Origin of the sequence: Shewanella sp. M-Br (assembly GCF_036245925.1) — a bacterium.
Lineage (GTDB): Bacteria > Pseudomonadota > Gammaproteobacteria > Enterobacterales > Shewanellaceae > Shewanella > Shewanella oncorhynchi.
In genome coordinates this window covers 1-21,212 of the sequence record NZ_BJBV01000038.1, presented here as the reverse complement: position 1 = coordinate 21,212, position 21,212 = coordinate 1, and the positions used below count along the sequence as shown (strand labels likewise).

Below are 21,212 nucleotides of genomic sequence, written 5' to 3'. Positions count from 1 at the left end.
ATCTTCCCTTTGCACGGGACGTTAATCCAAAGTGAGAAATGACATGTTTAAAACCGCTGCCGCCGTGCATATTTTAGTGAAACACAAAGAACAGGCTGAGGATATTGTTAAGCAGCTGAATAATGGTGCTAATTTTGCTGTGCTCGCTAAGCGTTTTTCCTCTTGCCCTTCGGCCAAAAAAGGCGGCGATTTAGGCGAGTTCAAAAAAGGCCAAATGGTGCCACAGTTCGATAAGGTTGCATTTTCAGGTGAATTACTGGTGCCACATATAGTGAAAACTAAGTTTGGCTGGCATGTGGTTAAAGTGCTGTATCGCACTTAATACCCCAGTAATAAGCGCATCTTCACCGAACGTTATTTTCGACTAATCAAATAGATTGGAAGATTAGGGAGCGATCAGCATGAAATTTAGTTTTAACACTGAAGATGCGAGTCAAGTTTGCGTAGGGGCTTTTGCCCTTGCGGTCCCCGTTGCATTTTCTGAGGAAGCGTGGCATCTCGGTGAGACTTTACCTTTATTGAATATCGGTATGCTTTTTAGTTTATCGTTGCTCTTTCTTGGGGTATTCACCTATCACAGCGTGTTCCAACAGAATATTGCTTCCCGCGTTCCTGTGTTTATTTTTCGTATCGTGGTGGCGTATTTGCTCACTGCCCTCGTGGTTTTCCTCGTGCTACTTTGCCTCGATAAAGTGCCATTTTTTGAGGACCCACTAACCTCTATAAAACGGATCATAGTGATCACTATGCCAGCCTCTATGGGCGCTATTGTTGTGGATAGTTTTGATAAAGAATGACACTGTTTCGCTAAATCTCATGACTTTTGTCACTGGTTGATTGCGGTTGTCTTGCGCATACTTATTTCCATGTTCTGACTTTGACATTGATTAAGCGTCATAAGCAGATCTAAATTTTGAGCTTGATAACGATAACGCCAATAGATAAAGGAAATGACTATGAACACTGGTGCCCTCGCTTTACTTATCCCAATACTCGCAATTGTTGGTGGATATGTGGTCGCTATAATGAAAATCCGCAACAAACAAGGTGTGTCGACGCGTGAGCAAGTGGCCGAAAACCAAGCTTTTCAGACCGAGTTAGCCATCCTTCGTCAGCGTATCGAAGTGCTAGAGCAGTTAGCCACTGACGATGGTTTTCAGTTAAAGCGTGAATTTAGAAAGGTCTAACGATTTATTCCTTGGCTTATCGGTGGCTAGGCAATACTTACGTTTTAGATGTTATTTGTTCTGACAAGGTATTGCTCGCCAAACGATAAATGATGTTGAGTTATTTTAAATGAGTCACGAGTGATGAAAACGGCCTTATTTAGCTAACATTTCTGCGGCATTATCGGCTGTTATATGTCGCGTCATCACGCCATAAAGGCTCTATCTTGCATAAAATTCCGCCTAATATCTGCAGAATAAACCTGAAACGTCAACAGATCCTGATACCTCTGTCATTTGTTTGGCTTTACAAATGTGGGCAGGGTGTTACTTTGTACGCCTTACGTGGGTCAAGTCATCGGGTGAGTTAAATACCTATTTTAAGGTAGACTCGTGATAATTTTGTTATCCATCCCTGTATTGAGTTATTACAAATAGAGTTTATATGTTTCTAGCGCCTTATTTTTCTAAGCAAAATCAAGCTATTTCCGTTTCAGCACAACAAGCCAGTGACTTCGCGAAGAAAATTGCGCAGGACTTTAATCCTATCCACGATGTGGGGGCAAAACGCTTTTGCGTACCGGGAGATTTACTGTTTGCCCTAGTATTGACTCAATATGGTTTGAGCCAGAGCATGAAGTTTAGCTTTGCGGGTATGGTGGGTGATAGCGTCGAACTGCAATTCCCTGAACAAGTGAGCGAGAGTTTTTCGATTCGCGATAGTCGTGAAAAAACCTATCTTAATGTCAGCCGTCATGGCGATGTGAGTTGTTGCGATGCGCAGACCGAATCCTTTATTCGTCAATATGTTGCTTTCTCTGGGCATAATTTTATCGATATTCTGATCCCTTTGATGAAACAACATCAAGTGATGATCAACCCAGAACGGCCTTTAGTGATTTATGAAAGTATGTCGTTTGACTTAACCACCCTCGATTTTGTGCAAGTGACCTTATCACTCGTTGGCCAAGATTTAAAAATCGATGGGAAACGTGGCGATGTGACATTGCACTTTGAATTACACAGTGGTGACACTTTAGTTGGCACAGGTATCAAAACCTTAGTGATGAGTGGATTACGTGCTTACGACGAGCCATTAGTACAGCAAATGCGCGCCACCTATGAAGGTCGTAAAACTGATTATTGATTGACGTAAAAGCAATAGGTTGGCGTTTTGTCTTTTAGATAAAGCGCCATGCAATCCTTGATAGCGCGATTAAATGTTAGCAATTAATTGTTATTGACTGACAGCTGCGACACGATTGCTGAGACGTTTTCCGCGCCGCTACGTATTTCTCCCATTACTAATGTTACCTCCGCTAACTGTTGTTTTCCTTCCAGTGCAATACCTTCAACTTCGTTCATCATGCTAGTTGCACTTGTGGTGAGTTGTGTATTTTTAGTGACGACGGCGGCAATCTCACTGGTTGATTTACTGGTTCTGGAAGCAAGCTGCCTCACTTCATCGGCGACAACGGCAAAACCTCGGCCTTGTTCCCCCGCTCGTGCGGCCTCAATTGCGGCATTTAATGCCAGTAAATTAGTTTGATCGGCAATCGAACTAATGGTCGCGACTATCGCTTGAATACTTTGAGATTGTTCATTGAGTTGAGTTATCGCCAAGGTCGCTTTATGGGTTTGCTCGGCAATAGCATTAGAGGTATTTACCGTCGCATTGAGTAAATGTACGCCTTGTTCTGCTTGCTCGACGGTACGTTGTGACGTGGTCAGTGCAATATTGGCGGCTTCACGTACAGCGTGGCTTTGCTCGATCCGTTTGCTGATATCGCTCGCAAATTTAATCACTTTAACCACTTTACCTTGCTCATCCATAATAGGATTGTATGCCGCTTCTAACCAAATCGAATCGCCATAAGCATTTTTACGTTCAAAGAGACCGCTGCTATATCGACCTTGCTTTAGGTCGTCCCAAAAGTGTGGATTTTGTCGATAAAACTCATCAAAACAGAAAATACGATGGTGTTTACCAATAATCTGCTCTTTGCTAAAGCCCATTGTCTTTAAGAAGTTAGTATTGGCTTTCAAAATCGTGCCATCGGTAGTGAATTCAATAATGGCTTGCGAGCGATTCAAGGCATTAAAAATGGCCGCTTGGTCGTCAAGTTGGTGCTTATCTTCGGTGATATCAACAGCTGTTTTCATTATTTTAACGACTTTACCTGCCTGTTTGATTGGGAAGTAAGTGGCTCTAAGCCAGATCTCTTGGCCATTTTTATTCACTCGTGCAAAATTACCTTCCTGTGGATGACCTGCTTTTAGATTGCTCCAAAATTGCTGGTAGGTAGCAGAATTACCATAAGCCGCCGAGCAAAATAGCTTGTGATGTTGGCCTACGACTTCATTAAGTGAATAACCTACCGTTTTTAAAAACAACGCATTAGCATCGAGAATTAAACCATCAGGCGTAAATTCTACTGTGGCAATACTGTGCTTAATCGAGTCGATGATCGACTCCGCCTCTTGGCGTTTACTTTCGCTCACTTCTAGGCTTTTACGTAATGAAGAGTTGAACACTGAGATACTCCTGATGAGTCTAACTGACTCAAAAACTGCAGTTCTTTATTGAAAGCTCGATATTTCGAGCTAGATATACTGATAAATATAGCTGTGATTTTAATATGTGGTTTATTTCTATGAAACGCGTCATCGGGATCTATATACCTAAATTGAGTAAAAAAGATCACTATTCCTCGGTTTATTCGCGAATAGGCATAGCTAGAAAGCATTAATGATGCGATTAGACTTAATCAGATTGAATTAACGCTAAAGAAAAAGCTGCCAAAGGGCAGCTTCTTAAGTGTCATCTATGCTCGGCGGTTAGCTTAGTTTTTCAATCTTAGCTGGTAGCCCTTGTCTGGCCGAAGCGCCACTTGCCCAATCCACCAGCGGGTAGCGGCCGTGGCGACTCGGATCAAACAGATTCAAGTCGTTCATATTGATGCCGACTCGGATCAGCGGATTGGCGGCGATTTTAAGGTTGTCGATCACTACGTCCCGCGCGCCGAGTTCCTTATGGCCATAACCGTGTTCGATAGCGATGCAGTCAGGGTGCACTCCGGCAACACATTCCACTAAGGCAATCACGCTGCCGTTGGGCGTGCTGATCTTGACCGTGTCACCAGTGCTGATCCCAAGGCGACTGGCGGTTTTCTCGTTCAGTCGCACCGGATTATTAGGGTGTACTTGGCGTAAACGATCCGAGCCAATACTCATAGAACTCATGGTATGGGATTTGTAGCTGCTGATCAGCAATGGCCACTGTGACTTATCAAACGCCTTATCGAGCGGGGTACCATCGGCCAAGGCGGGTTGATATAAGCGCGGACAACCACTCATAAATTCCCCTGTGAGACTGTTACGGCGACTGCCCACTTCGGGATTCCACAGCATCATAGGTTTTGGCCAAACCTTGGTTGGATTCCCCACTTCATCCCGTGCACCGCTCATATTTTCAAAGCGGCCGCCGCGGGCAAATAAGTAGCTAACTTTTTTGACTTCATCTGGCTTGAGTCTGGCGTTAAGCTCACTTTGGATACGACTCACACCGCTAAGATACATGTCCTCAGCGTTGATATCGGCGACGGCTTTACCCAAATAGGCCACGTTAGCGGCGCCGTAAAGTGAGTAATCCGCTGCGCGCGTTAACGGATGTAAGCTGCCATCGGCGGCCTTAACGGCATTTTCGCCAAAGCCGGGTAGTGCGAGTTTTATTGCCACTTGGCTTAAGAAAGACTCCATGCACACCACATCACCACTGGCCATCTTTGTGACCCTTGGTTCGACAATCGGCCAGCGACCTGTCGTTTCCTTCGTCAGAGTCCCATGCCACGAAGGGCTCCAACCCCAAGACTCATACGTTAATGTGTCGGGCACGATATAATCCGATAGCGCCGAGGTTTCGTTAATAAAGCTGTCGATACTGATAAACAGTGGCAGCACTTTGGGATCTTTCAGTTGTTCACCAATGGCTTCACCTAGGCCCGCTTGACCATAAATCGGATTGCCCATGTGGTTAATCCATGCTTTGAGTCGATAGGGATAACCGTGCACCGCCGCCGTTAAATGTTCGCCAAGCAAGGGCGATGAAATCGGAAACCAAGGCTCTTTAGCTGGATAAGGCGATTCGCCCGCTTCGACTTTACGGCGATACTCTGAGGTTTTCTCGTAGGGGAATTTAGATCGCGATAGGAATATGCCCTTAGGCTCGACCATGCCGTCAAACTCCTGCAGATTATACCTTGGGCCTTTACCAAAGGCGGGAAAGGAACCGCCGGAAGCTAATGCGCCACCTTTTAAATTAATATTACCTATCATGGCGTTGAGCATCATGATTGCCCACGCGCTATAAAAACCATTAGCGCTCATTGTACCGCCGTGGGAGATCACCGCAGCCTTAGTGCCATGGCTGGTAAATTTATCCGCGAGGGCGATAATTTGCGCCTCGCTGATATCGCACTCCTTGGCATAGTGTGCCATCTCGAAGCTCTGCGCCGCTTCACTTAACAGTTGGAAACTAGATTTAACCGCAATCGCCCCCTTAGGTGTGTCGACGCTTTGGTCAACGTTGAGCTTAGCTTTCTGGCTTTGGCTCGCCAAAACTATCTTGCCACTCGCGGCATCGACAACCAACTGCGAGTCTTGCTCGCCGTAGGCTTTGCCCTCGAAAGGTAAGCCAAGATCGCTGGCAAAGAGATATTGGCCATATCTTGGATGGGTGGGCTCGCTGATTATCAAGAAGCCTGCATTACTAAAGCCACGGTAACCTGATGCTTTTGCTGCATCGACATTAGGCGCGCTCAAAAACTCGGCGGCATAGCGCTGGTTATCAATAATCCAGCGCAACATGCCCATGGCGAGTGCCGAATCGGTGGCGGGGCGGATCGGCAGCCAAGTGTTGTTGCCCGCACAAGGTTGATTCGAGGTATTGGGCAGCATGGGCGACACCACCACATAACTGAAATTAGTGTTATTCACCCGCGCGTTAGCCAATTGTCTTGCTTGGCGTTTAAAGGGATTGCCCGATTGCTGCGGTGAAGTGCCGATAAAGAGTAAAAATTCGCTATGGTCCCAATCGGGTTTCAAGTGGGCGTATTTTTTCAAATCATCCAATAAAGCACCTGCTCCGGCGCGGTAGGTAAATCCACAGTAAGCGCCGTGGTTGGCAAAGTTTCGGGTGCCAAAGCTGTTGAAGGTAAAACGTTTGATAATGGCATCGCGGCCCTCATCGGAGGCGTTTGAGACCAGTAACTGGTTAGCCTTAGGGCCGTATTCTGGATTATTGGTATCGAGCGGCGTGGCAATATCACGAATCGCTCTTAAGCCTTCGACTTGGCCCTCACCAAATAAATCACCGCCTTCGACGACTTCATTCAGTAATTGTTCAAAGCTAATGCTCTGCCATTGGCCGCTGCCGCGCTTACCCACGCGTTTAAGACATTGGGTGACGCGATGTGGGCTATCCAATTGTTCTAGCATGGCATTACCGCGGGCGCAGGCGGTGGAACGTCCTTGTAGACCCTGTTCTTGAAAGGCGCTAAGCCCAACAAAGGCGGTTTTGATCGGTGTATCGAAATCGATATGTTCCCGCGATGACAACGGATGATAAGGATTACCGCTGATACGGATGATTTTATCGGTTTTTTGATCGATACGAGCGCGCACGCCGCATTTGGTCCAGCAACCTAAGCACATAGTATTGGCGATGCGTTGATCGTCATTGCTGATTAACTGGCCTGACTGTAAATCGACTTTGTATTCAGGTGCTAAGGAATTGCCATGCAGTGGATCTTGGGTCGGTTTTCCTGAAGTGCCATTGACGACACCTTTACCTATTTGCGCTAATGTATGGCTATAACCCGCGGCAAACAATCCCACACCACCCGTTACAGCGGCCCCTTTGATAAAACGACGTTTACTCTTATCCATGATGGACTCCTTAATTCTGTAAACTAATTGGGTGCTCAGCGAGCAAGTTTTGCCGCAGGCGTGTGGCGAATAAGTTCGGAGACCAGCGCCATTAATGCTAACCAGAGGCCGAAAGCCCCAGCTATGCCTAATAGCCCTTCAGGTCCCCAAGGCAGTTGATAGAGATAAGTCCCCGCGCCGTATTTAGGATCGGTTTGCGCTTGAATTAACACTATCCAGCGAAATCCCCACGCGAGGTGAATGGCCGTGAGGCTGACGACGATCATTGCCACATTGGGTAAGTGACGAATGGCGAGCATTAATGCCAGCACGGCGAGTGTGATTAGCACCCAAATCGCGGCCAGTTGCCAGCTTGGGCTGGTTTCAAGCAATAATGCGGCTTCGGGGGCCGAGCTCTTATCGAATAACGCCCAGCCGATAAGGCATAGGGCGAATAGACCAAAACTTGCTCTTACCCAGAGTAATAGGCTGTCTTGGGTGCGCTGTTGGTAGCCCTTTAATAGTCGATTCAGTATCACCAAAGTGCCGCAGGCGGCGAGCAGGGCACTCATTGCCATCAAAGGTGGTAGCCAATAGGTATGCCACAATGGCCGCGCCTTAATGGCCATGGTTTCCATGCCAGTGTAGAGGGCGATACTGCAGGCACTCAGGGCCGTGATCAGTGCGATCGGCTTGATGAATTTGTCACTGTTCCAATCACCGAATCTCAGTAATTGGCCTATTTTATTCACCCAATCTGAGTCTTGATTCGTGGTGTGCTTAGGCAGATATTGACGCAATAGCAGCCAAGCAAACACTGCGCTGGTGCCCGAGAATACGGGCAGTAAAAAGGCGCCATACCACATCCAAGAATCAGGGCGAACTTGCGCATAAAAATGCCAAGCCCGCAGCGGTTGGTGTAAATCGGCGAGTAAGGCGATAGGGGCGACTATGCCTGCTGTTAACATTAAACAGGCGCAGAGCTTCAGCAATCTGTCATCGGGTTTGGGTTGGCTGAACAAATGTATTGTCGCTACCCATACGCTGGCGTAGGCGAGCCCCATCATAAAAAAGTATTGCACTGCCCAAGGTAGCCAAGTAATGGCGATATCTGGGGTAAAGATTTCTTTAATGACCATGGTGGATCTCCTCGCCAGTATCGGTAAGTAAGGTTCTAACGGGGGCTTGGCCGCTAATCTTGTCCTCAAAAGCGCTGCTCATGCCGATGTAGAACACCCGTGGCGCAGTGTTGGCCGTCGGTTTGAGCACCTTGATATCGGTTTTGTTGGCGGCGAGCAGTTGGCTTATCTGGCTGTTGGGATTATTTAGATCGCCAATCACACGGGCTTCTCCTACGCAGGTTTCGACACAGGCGGGCAGTAACCCTGCATCTAACCTGTGGGCGCAGAAGGTACATTTGTCGGCGGTATTGGTGTCGTGGTTGATAAAGCGCGCATCATAGGGGCAGGCTTGTACGCAATAGCCACAGCCAACACACCATTCATTATTGACGACCACTATGCCGTCCTTGCGCTGGAAGGTCGCGCCCGTAGGACAAACTGGGATGCAGGGCGGGTTTTCGCAGTGATTACAAAGTCTTGGTAGCATTAAAAACGCAGGCGGAGTGGTATCTTCCTGCTGCGAGACTTCATACTGCTGCACTGTGGTGCGAAATTGCCCGAGGGGCGGTTGATTCTCGATAGTGCAAGCGACGGTACAGGCTTGGCAGCCCACACAGCGGCGTAGATCGATCACCATACCGTAACGTTTACCCACTTGGCCTTCGCTGGCACTGTGCATTTGAGGGCTGCGCTTATCATCCTGTGCATACACTTGCACGACAGGGATGAGTGCGGCGCCAACACTGACGCTGGCCATTTTGCCGAGAAACTGACGTTTACTCTTGTCCATACAGATTTCCTTCACTACTTGCAGATGGCGAATAAACTGGCTCATAGACCTAGAGTTAAGGTTTATGGCGAGGTTTACAGGCATTCTGTAAAAGGGGAGGCGGCATAACTATAGTGGTTTTCCACATATCGGGTGTGGACTTGATCTAGCGCAACAAATATCCGTTAGAATAGCCTTCAAAATGCTAGGGTTTTATTTTTTGTTACTTGAGTTTGGCCTTTTCTTAGCTTGAGTTGGACTTGATTTTAGTGTGAGTGACTGGGGATAAAGGATTGCACTTCATGTTATTGAGGATGATGAAAACGGTGTTTCGCTTAGCTCTATCGGTCAAGTGGCCGTTATCGATTCTGAGCACTCCACATTCCGTGGCAATACCGAGAAAAAAGCTAAGGAACGCAGTGTTATTCCTATGTTTGCTGGCTTCAGTTAAGGTGTTTGCTGCGGAGCCACTGAATCAAAGTGCGCATTCGGGATTAACTGACCCTGAGGTTGTTGCTCAAGTTGCTATCGAAGAGCCCAGTTATCAAGTAGTCGATGTTGGCGTGTTAGCCATCCGCGGTTATAAGGCAACCATCAACCGCTGGCAACCTTTGATGGGGTGGCTCGAAACCCAAATTCCCAACAGTTACTTTAGGTTACATCCTCTCACCCTCGATGAGCTAGCTAAGGGCGTTGAAACCCAAGGGCTCGATTTTGTGATCACAAACCCAGGGCAATCCGTGTTGCTGGCGCGGCAATATTCCCTTACTTGGTTGGCGACCCTGCGCAGTCCGTTAAATAATGGCGCGGCAATGCAAGTGGGCTCGGCGCTGGTGGTGCGCGCCGATTCACCCTATCACACCTTAAGTGATCTTAAGGGACGTCGCCTCGGGATCGTATCGAAAAATGCCTTTGGTGGTTACTTGACCTTAGTGTACGAAGCGCAGCTAAAGGGCATAGATTTGCCTCGCTTTGTGGGTGAGATCATTCCGCTGGGGTTCCCGCTAGATAATTTGTTGTATCAGTTAGATGATCAAAAAAGTGGTGATGATGCGGCGAAAGATAATCGACTGGATGCGGCTGTGGTGCCTGTGTGTCAGCTTGAGCAGATGCAAACGGAAGGTCTTATTAATATCGCCCATTATCGAGTGCTCGATAATCAAGCGCCTGCGGGATTTAATTGCCAAGTCTCGACTCACCTTTATCCCAACTGGTCTATGGCAAAGACCAATCGCGCCTCCCAGTCTCTGGCTAAAAGTGTGACTCAAGCTTTGCTAGCGCTGCCTGAAGATCATCTCGCCGCTAAGTCTGCTGATTCTGCGGGCTGGACCACGGCCGTGAGTCAGCTTGCGATCGATCAACTGCTTAAAGATCTCGATATGCATCCTTTGCAGGCACCATGGTGGCAAAGGGCGTGGCAGTGGATCAAGTTACATCAACAATGGGCTTGGCTTGTTTTAGGGATTTTGGTTTTACTCAATGTGTATCATTTTTGGCTTGAATACCGCTTTAGTCGCCGCGGCCGTGAGTTGATTAACACTCAGCGCCAGCTCAATGAAAACCGTGCGTTACTGGAACATGCCCAACGTATTGCTATCGCGGGTGAGCTTGGCGCGAGTCTCTCCCATGAACTCAATCAACCTTTGGCGGCGATTGGCCATTATTGTCATGGCGCCGAAGTGCGATTACAGCGGGGGACGAGCCCTGAGGAGTTGCAATCGGTATTGGCGCTGATCCAGCAGGAAGTCACGCGCGCCGACAATATTATCAGTCGCTTACGTAATTTACTGAAGAAGCGACCTGTGTCGAAACAGCCTTTGTATCTGCATGAGTTGGTCAATGATACTGTGCCGCTGCTCGCCTATGAGTTTGAACAACATCAGATAAACCATGCTGTCAATGTGAATGGTGAACCCTATTTACAGTCCCTCGATGAAGTTGGCATGCAGCAGTTGTTGCTTAACTTGCTGAAAAACGCCTTTGACGCCTGCGTTCAGCGGTTAGAGCTTGAATCCAGTGGCACCGAACAGATCATCACGCAAAAGCCATACACGCCCACGATCGATATCGATCTTCGCTATCAAGAATGCGCGCTCTTGCTGACAGTCACAGATAATGGCACAGGGTTAACCGAAGAGACCAGTCTGCTGATGCAAGCATTTTATTCCACTAAATCAGAGGGGTTAGGTTTAGGCTTAGTGATTTGCCGTGATATTGCCGAGAGCCATGGTGGTACGTTTAGCCTAGAAAGCGCTATGGGTGGCGGTTGCCAAGCGCAGGTGGCTATACCGCATAAACCTGAGCCAAATGGAGCACAATAATGAGTCTTGCCTTACCAGTGTATTTAATCGATGACGATGACTCAGTGCGTCGTTCTTTGCGTTTTATGCTTGAAAGTTATGGCCTTAAGATCACTGACTTTGATAGCGCCGAAGCCTTTTTTACCACCGTAGACTTAACACTACCGGGTTGTGCGCTGGTCGATGTGCGTATGCCGGGTTTGAGTGGTCAGCAGTTGCATCTTGAATTAGTGGCAAAAAATAGTCCGCTAGCGGTGATTTATCTCACGGGTCATGGCGATGTGCCAATGGCGGTAGATGCGCTTAAATTAGGTGCGGTGGATTTTTTCCAAAAGCCCGCCGATGGCGCTAAGTTAGCCGAAGCGGTTGTCAAAGCGTTGGAACATACCAAGGCGCATCATCAAGACAATCAGTATCTTGAGACTTATCAAGCGCTCACGCCAAGGGAGCGGGAAATACTCAACCTGATTGCCCAAGGACTGAAGAACCAAGAGATCGCCGATAGTCTCTGTATTGCCATGCGCACGGTTGAGATCCACCGTGCCAATTTGATGAAAGGCATGCAAGTGGGATCGCTGGCGGAAATGATGCTGATCTACAGTCGGATTGCCGAACGCCTGCGTCTCGAATAAATCCGCTGGAATTTACCTTTTATCGCGCTAATTGCCGCTTTGTTAGCCGCCTATTTTGGCTAAGTTGTCGTATCATTGGCCGTTTGATTTGAGCTTAGCTATAGGGTTATGTTTTTGCTGAGCAATGGGCTGAGATGTGAGCCAAGGCATTAGTGCATCGCCGCTTAATTGCCAATACACTGTGATTGCCTTATTTTAGGGGCACTATTTTTAGGCCACGATTTTTAACATCACTTTTAGTCACTTTTTTAAAGTGTTTATTTACAGTGACGATTTTAACGTCAGTGGCCCTCTTGGATTGTTTTCTCTTATTTGTGTAGAAGCTTCTGCAGCTTAGATAAGACTCTCCTGTTTGCATAAGGAATGAAATGGCAAGCTTGATTCGTATTGTGCTGATTGATACGCACCTTCCGGGCGTGGTGGAACTCGCCCTCAATGGTCATACCAACATTTGTGGTACTAACGCCTCGGGTAAAACGACATTACAACGTCTAGTCCCTGTTTTTTATGGTGAATACCCAAGCCGCGTGGTGCCTTCGACCCGCGACAGTTTCGAGCGTTGGTATTTGCCACACGATTCAAGCTACATCATTTACGAATATCAAAAGGCCGATGGCTTACTGTACCAAGCCGTGCTGGCCTCTGCGGGCGATGGTAAGGGCGTTAACTATCGTTTTATCGCCAAAGGTTTTGAGCTAAGCGATTATATTAAATCGCAAAATGGCGACACTATTCTGTGCCACACCATGGCGGAATTAGGCCGTGATTTAAAACGTGCCGGCATCGCGACCACTAATTTGCTTAATACCCGTGAATATCGCGCCATTATTCAAAACGATCGCACCCTATTAAGCACGGGCAGTAACCGTAGTGAACTACGCGGTTATGCACGCCAATTTGCCCTGTGTGAGGGCGAGCATTCCCTGCGTCACATCGAAAAACTCGCTAAAGCGGTGCACTCCAAAGAAGGCAAGATGGAGACGGTCAAATCCATGATCGCCGCCATTTTAGAGGAAGATGGGGTTAATCCGCCCAGCTCACGTTTGAATCCGCAGCGCGTTGAGGCGTGGATCCGTGAGAGCCAACTTATCCAAGGCTTTGAAGTTATTCGTCCTGAGTTTGAAAAACTCGAACAAGAATTTAACCAGCTGCTCAGCGCCGAACTGCGTTTATCGAGTTTATCCCGTGGTTATCGCAACGATGAAACCTTAGAAGCCGATCGTCAAGATATTCAGCAAACCTTATCTAAAGAACTGAATTTAAAGCTAAGATTGCTCGATGATGAATGGAAAGAGCAGCGCGATGAGCTCAATCTCGATTTATCGGCAGCTAAGGGCGATGTGGCAAAGTGCGAGTATGAGCTCGATGCCATTGAAGATCAGCACGCTGCTTTTTTAGATGCGAACATAGAGCAAGCCAAGGCCGATCTTGAGATGCTGCCGAACTGGCGCACCGATGTTGAAAACCTAAGTGAACGCCATAAGCTGCAAACCGAGAAGCACCAAGACATTGAGGCGGCGTACAATGCCCGTCGCAGTAAGATTGGCGAGCAGTTAAACCGAGAGCTTGAAGGTTTGCATGCCGACCAAGACAAGCAGCGTGAAGCCCGCGATAAACAACGTGAAGTGGCGCGCACCGATATTGACGCCCTAGAGCTGCAATGGCGCAACCAAATGGATGCGGGCAAGGCTAGCTTTAGCGAGCAGGAATACCAATTCAAACTCACTGCCGCCGAACTTAAATTACGTGTCGATGGTGTGACTTACACCGAAGAAGAAAAGCTGAGTCTCGCGATTTTCGACGAACGTATTCATCGTGCCGACGAAGAACAAGAAAGCTGCAATGCCAAGGTTGAGCGCTTAAGCAGTGATGAGCGCAAGCTCAGAGCCAAACGTGACCAAGCCAACGAAGCCTTGCGTATCGCCACCTTAAGGGTGAATGAGCGTCAAACTGCGCTGGATGAACTGCACCACATGCTGTTCCCGCAATCCCACACCCTATTGGAGTTTCTGCGTAAAGAATCCCAAGGCTGGGAGCAAAGTTTAGGGAAAGTGATCGCGCCTGAACTACTGCATCGCACCGATTTACATCCAAGCTTAGTGACTGAATCGAGCGAAGCTTTCTTTGGCGTGCATTTAGATCTTAAAGCGATCGATGTGCCTGAATATGCCGCCTCCGAACAAGAGCTGCGTATTCGGTTAAGCAAAGCCGAAGAAGCCCACACTAGTGCCCAAGAAATGCAGGCCGAGGCCGAATCTCAGCTGGTGGCCATTAATGGCGAGTTGGATAATCTCAGCCGTGAACTGACCTTTGCCCGCACGGCGTACAAAAATAGCCGTGACGATCTGCGTCGCCTATTTGATGAAAAGCGCAGCGAGCAAGAGAAAATCAACAAAGCATTGAGCGAGCGAAAAGCCCATGCGGGACAAAGACTGACTCAACTCGATGGTGAGCTAAAACAACTTAAACATCAGCACGAACTCTGGCTCGAAGATCAAAAAGAGCAAGCGCTCGAAGCGCGCATGGAAAAGAATGCCTATTGGCAGGAAGTCATCGGCGCGCTCGACAACCAACTCGGCCAAATTAAAGCGACTATTGAAGGACGCCGCGAAAGCGCCAAAATCGAGCAGAAAGCCTGCGAGACTTGGTACAAAAACGAGCTTAAATCCCGCGGTGTGGATGAGGATAATATCCTCAACCTCAAGCAACAAATTCGTGAGTTAGAAACCAAAATCAGCCGCGCCGAGCAGCGTCGCAGCGACGTACTGCGCTTTGACGATTGGTATCAACACACTTGGCTTGCGCGCAAACCTAAACTGCAAACTCAGCTTAGCGATGTGAAGCGCGCGGTATCGGAAATCGATCAACAGCTTAAGGCGAAAACTCAGGATGTTAAGGCCCGTCGTCAACAACTTGAAACCGAGCGTAAAGTGTCCGATGCGGCGCAGGTTGAAGCTTCTGAAAACTTAACTAAGTTACGTGCCGTAATGCGTAAACTCGCCGAGCTTAAGTTACCGACCAATAACGAAGAAGCCCAAGGCAGCCTAGGCGAGCGTCTGCGGCAAGGTGAGGATTTGCTGCTAAAACGCGATTACCTGATGGGTTCGGTGAAGCAATATGTAGAGCATTTCGACTCAGTGATCGCCAGCAAGTCAGGTTCTGGCCTTGCGGAAACCTGGGAGCGTGCCCGCGAAGAATCGAGCTTTATCAACGACAAAGGCATTCGTCTGCTGGATTACCGTAAGTTAGTGCCACAGCTTGAGCAATTGCTGAACGTGATCGTGCCGCAATCGATTACTGCGCTGCGTGAGCAGGGGCGGATTTTCGGCGTCGACTTAACCGCTTTCTACGATGTGTTAGCCGATATCGACCGCCGCATTGCCTCCCAAAGTGCGCGTATTACCCGCGAAGTGGGCGAAGAGTTATTCCTCGATGGCGTGTCTGAATCGGCTGTACGTATTCGTTCGCGCATCAGTGAGTTAGAGTTCTGGCCTGAGCTTGAACAGTTCGTCAAAGCCTTTAAACATTGGAAAGCCGATGGCTTTAATGGCTTGCCCGATGAGGATTACACCAACAGCATGCGCCGCGCCTTAGACATTATCGGCCGTGCCGCGTTAACGGGGGGCATCTCCAAGTTGCTGGAAATCGAGCTGCGCCTTAAAGAAGGTAACAGCGATTTGATCATCCGCACCGACAGACAGCTTAACGAATCCTCAAGCCATGGTATGGCGTATCTGATTTTGTGTAAGTTCTTGTTGGCATTCACGCGCTTGCTGCGTGGACGCGCCGATGTGACCATTCACTGGCCAATTGATGAGTTGGGCACTTTGCACCATACCAACGTGAAGAAGATTTTCGACGCCTGCGAAAACAACAATATTTGTGTGCTGGGCGCCTTCCCGAACCCTGAGTCTGAGGTGCTGAACTTGTTCGCCAACCGTTACATTATCAACAAACAAACTAAGAAGTTGCAGGTGGTAAAACCTAAGGTCAACCCAATTGCCGACATGTTGAATAAGCGTTTGTCGAAGGAGGCCATCTAATGAGTGATGCAACCCAAACCGTATTAGTTGGCACTGGCGCTTTGATTGAGCTGTTACTCAAGGGCGAGTTTATTTGCCGCACCACTAATGAAGAAGGCTGGCGCGCCCTTAAAAATAGCAGTACCCGCGAGCGGGTCGAAGCTTATCTCAATCAAATCAACCGTACCGTGGCCTCCGCCGCTGAAGGTGATGTGTTCTTCTGCGGTTATTTGCAGCTCGGCGATGCCGAACGTAAAGTGATTTCATCGCAGTTTAAAGATATCTGTCAGGCATTGATCCCGTTGGTGGAATGGTTGGTATTAGTGCAAGAAGCCAGTGGCCAAGATGCGCCGCTGAGCGAAGGTGCGCCCGTGCGTTTAACCGAGCTGCAAAGCCGTATCGAAGACACGCCGGCGTTCCGTGAGCAGTTAGCCAAACTCAGCCAATATCGTCTATTTGGCTCGACCAGTACCAACAGCGATGCGCAAATCAAATTAGTCTTCAAACGCTTAGTCGAACTCGGTTATTTAGTACGACCCAATGCGGAGAAGCAAATCTATATCGCCACGGGCAAGCTGGATTATTTGTATGAAGTCATTCGGTTTATCGACGAAACTGAAGGTTTAAGCCTAGAAGCGCAGGCGGAAACAGCGACCCAGCGGGACTTAATCTAATGTTGGCACTGTTAAACCTAGGTAAAAGCTGTGACCAAGGAGGCCATGATGAGCAGTAACTTACATCAGGCTGGTGTGAAACTGCTCAAGCAGTTAGGTCGCCATGCTGACATCATTATGGACACCTACTTGGCGGGCTCTCTTAACGAGGATGCGCACGATCCAAGCGTGGTCGAAAAGCTTAAACAGGCGGGGATTTTATGGCGGCCAGAGCCAGATCAGGAGCTGCGGCTTAAGCGTTCTGTGCGAGCCTTGCTCGAAGAAGGCTTAAGTGACGAGCGCAATCGCCAAATCGACTCTAATGTCGGTTCGGCCTTAGCGACCATTAAAACCTTGGCCGATCATTATAAAGAGGCGCGTCATAGCTCAGACTACAGCGCCGCCGAGGCCTATTTATCAGATTTAAGCGAGCATGTTTATAGTTTCGCCGACAGTCTGCGTTATTCGATCCGTGTGCTCTGGGGCCGCATTAATAACGAGTTCGGTTATGTGGGTACGATCAACGCTAAGATCCGCGAAAACGAATTAGCTCAAAGCCAAGTGTCTGAATTGCTTAATGGCTTAGAGATGTTCCAGTTTAGTGAGCTAGGCGAAATCGCTGGCGATATACGTGAACTGCGCAAGCTCTTAGTGACGACTTTGCAGGAAACCATGAGCGACTGCGCCCAGGAACTGAGCGTAGTGCAGGGGCGTTTACTCGAACTCTTAGGCCGCTTCAGACAAATCCGTGGGCGTACCCGTTTGCTCAAGGGCTGGTTGCTCTACACTGATTTGCATCCGGATTATCGTCCTGCGGACCATGTGTCCCACAAGGAAATCCCGAGTCTATTCAATCGCGCCGAAATCTTGCTCGCCCCTGCATCGGTAGATGTGCACAACGCCAGCCAAGAGTTGGAGTTGATGGGGATAGTCGCGCATATCAAAGCCATCAGCCGCCATCCTGTGATTGCGGCGGTGCGTGAGCATGATGTATCTGTTTCTATCACCCAAAGTGAAGACTTTGATGTGCCGGATAATCCGCTCAAACAAGCGGTGGATGAGTATTTCGTCGATGTGATTGAGTCTGGCCTGCGCCAATCTGCGCTGGAATATCTGGCGGATAAAGCGCTGCCTTGGGACGCCGAAAGCTGGATTTATCAAGTGATTGGTGGCTACGAAGGTCTGCCCGATGAACACAAAGCGTATTTTGAGCTTGAGCCATTGGGTGAACCGCATCCCATCTATAGCGGCAACTTTATTATTCGCGATGTGGAATTGTGGCTCGCCTAGGGCAGCAACAATTACAACTGTTGGAGAACGCTTTTATTAAGCGTTCTCCCAAGGTTAAGCTCACGGCTAACTGGCGTGCGATTCATCGCGAGTTAGAAGTGGGTGAGTTAGACGAGTCTGAAAAGTATCTGTGTTTTGCGCCCAAAGATTTCGAACTGCTAAGGCAAGGCGTGTTGGCGTTAATGGGCTTGATTTAAGGCAGCTTGATTTTAATGTCGATCGCATGTCGATGTCCGTCAAAAGTCACGATGAAAAGCTCGCTAAGATCCGCCCTGAAGCCGAATACGTTTTGATGAAGTATCTGGGTTTCGAATCTTCACCAACTGGGATTTCAACACGCACATCACTGCGTATTCCTTTGGATGAAGCACAAAAGCATTGCCATGAACTCAATGTCGCAGCCATCCTAGTGATTGAAAACCTAGATGTATTTGATGTTATCCATCAAGCGCGTTTGCCACAGGATTTAACTAATGTGATGGTTATCTACCGAGGTAGCGGTCATCATTCTCCGATTGGCGTGCAGCATTTTTTGCGCTCAATGGTAGGGAAACTGCCGATTATAGCCTTTACCGACTTAGATCCCGCAGGGTTACAAATCGCCCATACCTTAACAGGCGTGACCCATTGCCTTGTGCCACAACTTGCGCTGACAGCACCTGCTGAGTTATTGGCAATAGCACAAATTAATTCTACTGATGATTTCGACAAACAAGCGAAACAGGCTAAGTATTTGCAAAATGCCGAGTTGAAGCATTGGCAAAAATTAGCCGTTTGGCTAAATCAACACCGTATTAGTATCAAACAGCAACACCTGCTGGCTCACGGACTTGAACTAGTGTTAGTGCCATATATTTAGTTGTCATCCCTTTCATCTCTCTACTTTACTGTAATTAACTGGTTTTAAATCCTGTTAAAAATTTAAATTCAGTTATTAAGTCTGAGTTTTATCTGGATATTGTTTCCTATATGTTTAATTTGATGTTGTTTGGTGTTTATTTTGTTTGTTTATACTGGTTTAAATATATTTTGTTAGTGCTCAAATATTGTGCTGGTAAGTTTTTTATGATTTAAAATCAGTTCATTACTGTTTTTCTGTGATGGTGTTAACTTAATTCAAGATGAAAAAATGAAATTTATTCATTGAATTAACGGCTAGCATGTTTCACTATCCCCGCCTGAGCCAAAAATGGATTGGCAATTGTGCTCATCATGGAAGATGAATAACAAATAAATGACCTTTCTGAGGAAATCACAAGCATGATGAAATCACTTTCGACGCGGATCTTTATTGGTCTGTTTGTTGGCCTTATTTTCGGCACAATAGTGCAATACTTCTTAAACGATATCGGTTTTTTCTCGGGCTATTTAGTGGAGCTTGCCGGTGGCGTTGGCACTATGTTCGTCAATATGATCATGATGTTGGTTGTGCCACTCGTGTTTGTGAGCATCGTTTGTGGTGTCTGTGAGCTGCAAGATCTCAAAAGTTTTGGCCGCTTGGGCGGTAAGACCTTCGGTTTTTATATCATCAATACTGTCGTCGCAATCGCGACCGCATTATTAGTGGTGCTGCTACTCGAACCCGGTAAAGGTGTAGATATGAGCAGCACGGATGGCGTAGCGATTACAGCAACTGAGCTGCCAAGCCTGATGGCGCTGGTGATCGACATAGTCCCACGTAATCCTGTGACGGCTTTTATGTCAGGCAATATGCTACAAGTGATCTTTATGGCCTTGTTGCTTGGCGGTGTGATTAAGTCCCTTGGGGAGCATGTTGCGGGTGCTGTCCAAGGTTTTCAAACCGCCAATAAAATCATGATGAAATTGATTTCTGTGGTGATGAGTCTTGCGCCCTATGGTGTATTTGCCTTGATGTTTAAACTCGGCGCGACCTTAGATGCCGGTGTGTTTATGAGTGTGGTTGAGTATATGGTGCTGATCCTCGCGCTGCTGCTACTGTGGATTTTTGTGGTTTATCCTATGGCAGTGGGGTTATTTACCCCAATTTCAGCCAAAACCTTCCGCGAGAAGACCCAAGAGCAAGTGCTGTTTTCACTCTCGACCGCAAGCTCAAATGCGACTATTCCCGTGACCATGCGTACTTTAACGGACAAGTTAGGCGTGAACCGTGCTGTTGCTGGTTTTGGCGTACCGCTGGGGGCGACCATGAACATGGGCGGTGTGGCTATTTATATCACTATTGCGATTTTCTTTGTCGCCAACGCCTTTGGCATGCCCATTACCACTGAGCAATTGCCTTCGCTGTTATTTAGTGTCTTCCTATTATCTGTCGGTGCGGGCGGTGTTCCCGGTGGCGGCATGGTGATGATAGGTGTGTTAATCCATCAAATGGGTTTACCGATAGAAGCCTTTGCCATAGTGGCGGCCCTAGATCGGATTATTGATATGGTGCTGACATCCTGTAACGTGGTTGGTGATACTGCGGTGTTGACCATAGTGGATCAAACCGAGAAAGTGCATCAGCTTGAGTCAGCGAAGAGTTAATGTGCCATTAAGTCGTATTCTATAAAAACAAAAGCCACTGAAAACAGTGGCTTTTGTTTAATATTCACTATGCTGGTATTGATGTGTTGCTAGGTTCGCATCAACTATGTTAGCCCATTACTTAGTGCGAGTAATTTTATCCAAATAGCCCATGGCAAAGGCTGATAATACAAAGGTGATGTGTATTAACAGATACCACATGATTTTGTCGTTATCGATATTCTTCACATCCATAAAGATTTTCAGTAGGTGAATAGACGAAATTGCCACAATCGACGCCGCCACTTTGTTTTTCAGTGAGCCAGAATCTAATTTACCCAGCCAACTTAGCTTCTCACTGTCTTCGCCCACATCCAGCTGCGAGACAAAATTCTCGTAGCCAGAAAACATCACCATCACAATCAGGCCGCCCACGAGGGTGATATCAATCAAGGACAGGGTCACCAGCACTAAATCCACTTCAGTCATCTCAAAAATGATCGGCAGAATATGGAAGATCTCTTGGAAGAATTTAATGCCTAAGCCCAATAAAACAAAGCTGAGTCCCAAATAAATTGGCGCCATAATCCAGCGCGATGCATACATTAATTTTTCAAATATTTGTTCCATAATCCATTAAACCCTTTATCTAAAATGCGGTAAAAAAATCGAGTCACTAATGACTAAAACAGTAACATAATGCACTTTATGCGCGCTATTACCCAATCACAATGGCGTGAGTTATATGCTGTTATTGTGTTTTTTTTGTAACCTCTGTGGTTATTTAAACCCTATGTTAGGTGTTAGTAGCGCCACATCGTTTAATTTGCACTGCCTTTGATATGTCTGA

15 protein-coding genes and 1 pseudogene are annotated in these 21,212 nt (G+C 47.5%); 11 read left to right on the top strand and 5 right to left on the bottom strand.

Annotation, left to right across the window (positions count from 1 at the left end; genetic code table 11):
- The first annotated feature begins 43 nt into the window (after positions 1–43).
- The 4 genes from AAA952_RS21685 (at position 44) to AAA952_RS21670 (ending at position 2,313) form a co-directional block, all read left to right on the top strand.
- The gene (locus AAA952_RS21685) at positions 44–322 is read left to right on the top strand and encodes a peptidylprolyl isomerase (RefSeq protein WP_006084190.1); all 279 of its coding nucleotides are present in this window, start codon (positions 44–46) and stop codon (positions 320–322) included.
- 79 nt (positions 323–401) lie between these two features.
- Positions 402–797, top strand: coding sequence for a DUF2391 family protein (locus tag AAA952_RS21680; RefSeq protein WP_105250257.1), 396 nt, complete (start codon positions 402–404; stop codon positions 795–797).
- A 159-nt stretch (positions 798–956) separates the two neighbouring features.
- Entirely contained in the window at positions 957–1,187 is a 231-nt protein-coding gene (locus tag AAA952_RS21675; protein WP_287478551.1) for a hypothetical protein, read from the top strand.
- Between the two features lie 424 nt (positions 1,188–1,611).
- Positions 1,612–2,313, top strand: coding sequence for a DUF3581 domain-containing protein (locus AAA952_RS21670; protein ID WP_113939131.1), 702 nt, complete (start codon positions 1,612–1,614; stop codon positions 2,311–2,313).
- Between the two features lie 83 nt (positions 2,314–2,396).
- On the opposite strand, the gene AAA952_RS21665 is transcribed toward AAA952_RS21670, so the two are convergent.
- The 4 genes from AAA952_RS21665 to dsrO all read right to left on the bottom strand — a co-directional run bounded on the left by AAA952_RS21665 (position 2,397) and on the right by dsrO (position 9,002).
- Entirely contained in the window at positions 2,397–3,701 is a 1,305-nt protein-coding gene (locus AAA952_RS21665) for a methyl-accepting chemotaxis protein (protein ID WP_338259538.1), read from the bottom strand.
- Positions 3,702–4,004: 303 nt separating this feature from the next.
- Positions 4,005–7,112 carry a tetrathionate reductase subunit A gene (locus AAA952_RS21660; protein ID WP_338259536.1) on the bottom strand — a complete coding sequence of 1,036 codons (3,108 nt, stop codon included), beginning with the start codon at positions 7,110–7,112 and terminating at the stop codon, positions 4,005–4,007.
- Positions 7,113–7,147: 35 nt separating this feature from the next.
- On the bottom strand, positions 7,148–8,230 hold the full coding sequence (gene nrfD / locus AAA952_RS21655) for an NrfD/PsrC family molybdoenzyme membrane anchor subunit (RefSeq protein WP_338259534.1): 1,083 nt from the start codon (positions 8,228–8,230) through the stop codon (positions 7,148–7,150).
- Positions 8,220–9,002: a sulfate reduction electron transfer complex DsrMKJOP subunit DsrO gene (dsrO, locus tag AAA952_RS21650; RefSeq protein ID WP_011790755.1), complete on the bottom strand. Its 783-nt coding sequence runs from the start codon at positions 9,000–9,002 to the stop codon at positions 8,220–8,222. The genes nrfD and dsrO overlap by 11 nt, the downstream gene beginning before the upstream one ends.
- A 281-nt stretch (positions 9,003–9,283) precedes the next feature.
- Between dsrO and AAA952_RS21645 the strand changes: the two genes are divergently transcribed.
- The 7 genes and pseudogenes from AAA952_RS21645 (at position 9,284) to AAA952_RS21615 (ending at position 20,383) form a co-directional block, all read left to right on the top strand.
- Complete coding sequence (locus AAA952_RS21645; RefSeq protein WP_338259531.1) at positions 9,284–11,302, top strand: sensor histidine kinase; 2,019 nt, start codon at positions 9,284–9,286, stop codon at positions 11,300–11,302.
- Positions 11,302–11,913 carry a response regulator transcription factor gene (locus AAA952_RS21640; RefSeq protein WP_338259529.1) on the top strand — a complete coding sequence of 204 codons (612 nt, stop codon included), beginning with the start codon at positions 11,302–11,304 and terminating at the stop codon, positions 11,911–11,913. Before AAA952_RS21645 ends, AAA952_RS21640 begins: the two co-directional genes overlap by 1 nt.
- A gap of 368 nt (positions 11,914–12,281) precedes the next feature.
- A complete protein-coding gene (locus tag AAA952_RS21635; RefSeq protein ID WP_338259527.1) occupies positions 12,282–15,956 on the top strand; it encodes an ATP-binding protein in 3,675 nt (1,224 codons plus the stop codon).
- A complete protein-coding gene (locus tag AAA952_RS21630) occupies positions 15,956–16,609 on the top strand; it encodes a hypothetical protein (protein ID WP_011790751.1) in 654 nt (217 codons plus the stop codon). Before AAA952_RS21635 ends, AAA952_RS21630 begins: the two co-directional genes overlap by 1 nt.
- A 48-nt stretch (positions 16,610–16,657) precedes the next feature.
- A complete protein-coding gene (locus AAA952_RS21625; RefSeq protein ID WP_011790750.1) occupies positions 16,658–17,878 on the top strand; it encodes a hypothetical protein in 1,221 nt (406 codons plus the stop codon).
- Positions 17,866–18,737: pseudogene (locus tag AAA952_RS21620) on the top strand (DUF7281 domain-containing protein). The gene AAA952_RS21625 and the pseudogene AAA952_RS21620 overlap by 13 nt, the downstream one beginning before the upstream one ends.
- Positions 18,738–19,138: 401 nt before the next feature.
- Positions 19,139–20,383 (top strand): dicarboxylate/amino acid:cation symporter, encoded by a 1,245-nt coding sequence (locus tag AAA952_RS21615; protein WP_338259524.1) that lies wholly within the window; start codon positions 19,139–19,141, stop codon positions 20,381–20,383.
- Positions 20,384–20,500: 117 nt separating this feature from the next.
- Here AAA952_RS21615 and AAA952_RS21610 read toward each other — a convergent pair whose 3' ends face one another.
- The gene (locus tag AAA952_RS21610) at positions 20,501–20,992 is read right to left on the bottom strand and encodes a TIGR00645 family protein (RefSeq protein WP_105250244.1); all 492 of its coding nucleotides are present in this window, start codon (positions 20,990–20,992) and stop codon (positions 20,501–20,503) included.
- Positions 20,993–21,212: the final 220 nt, after the last annotated feature.

Excerpts from the sequence above, each read along its gene's own strand:
- nrfD (WP_338259534.1), bottom strand. The coding sequence starts at position 8,230 with ATGGTCATTAAAGAAATCTTTACCCCAGATATCGCCATTACTTGGCTA.
- AAA952_RS21670 (WP_113939131.1), top strand. The coding sequence starts at position 1,612 with ATGTTTCTAGCGCCTTATTTTTCTAAGCAAAATCAAGCTATTTCCGTT.
- AAA952_RS21640 (WP_338259529.1), top strand. The coding sequence starts at position 11,302 with ATGAGTCTTGCCTTACCAGTGTATTTAATCGATGACGATGACTCAGTG.
- AAA952_RS21630 (WP_011790751.1), top strand. The coding sequence starts at position 15,956 with ATGAGTGATGCAACCCAAACCGTATTAGTTGGCACTGGCGCTTTGATT.
- AAA952_RS21675 (WP_287478551.1), top strand. The coding sequence starts at position 957 with ATGAACACTGGTGCCCTCGCTTTACTTATCCCAATACTCGCAATTGTT.
- AAA952_RS21645 (WP_338259531.1), top strand. The coding sequence starts at position 9,284 with ATGTTATTGAGGATGATGAAAACGGTGTTTCGCTTAGCTCTATCGGTC.
- AAA952_RS21685 (WP_006084190.1), top strand. The coding sequence starts at position 44 with ATGTTTAAAACCGCTGCCGCCGTGCATATTTTAGTGAAACACAAAGAA.
- AAA952_RS21615 (WP_338259524.1), top strand. The coding sequence starts at position 19,139 with ATGATGAAATCACTTTCGACGCGGATCTTTATTGGTCTGTTTGTTGGC.
- AAA952_RS21610 (WP_105250244.1), bottom strand. The coding sequence starts at position 20,992 with ATGGAACAAATATTTGAAAAATTAATGTATGCATCGCGCTGGATTATG.
- AAA952_RS21635 (WP_338259527.1), top strand. The coding sequence starts at position 12,282 with ATGGCAAGCTTGATTCGTATTGTGCTGATTGATACGCACCTTCCGGGC.
- AAA952_RS21625 (WP_011790750.1), top strand. The coding sequence starts at position 16,658 with ATGAGCAGTAACTTACATCAGGCTGGTGTGAAACTGCTCAAGCAGTTA.
- dsrO (WP_011790755.1), bottom strand. The coding sequence starts at position 9,002 with ATGGACAAGAGTAAACGTCAGTTTCTCGGCAAAATGGCCAGCGTCAGT.
- AAA952_RS21680 (WP_105250257.1), top strand. The coding sequence starts at position 402 with ATGAAATTTAGTTTTAACACTGAAGATGCGAGTCAAGTTTGCGTAGGG.
- AAA952_RS21660 (WP_338259536.1), bottom strand. The coding sequence starts at position 7,112 with ATGGATAAGAGTAAACGTCGTTTTATCAAAGGGGCCGCTGTAACGGGT.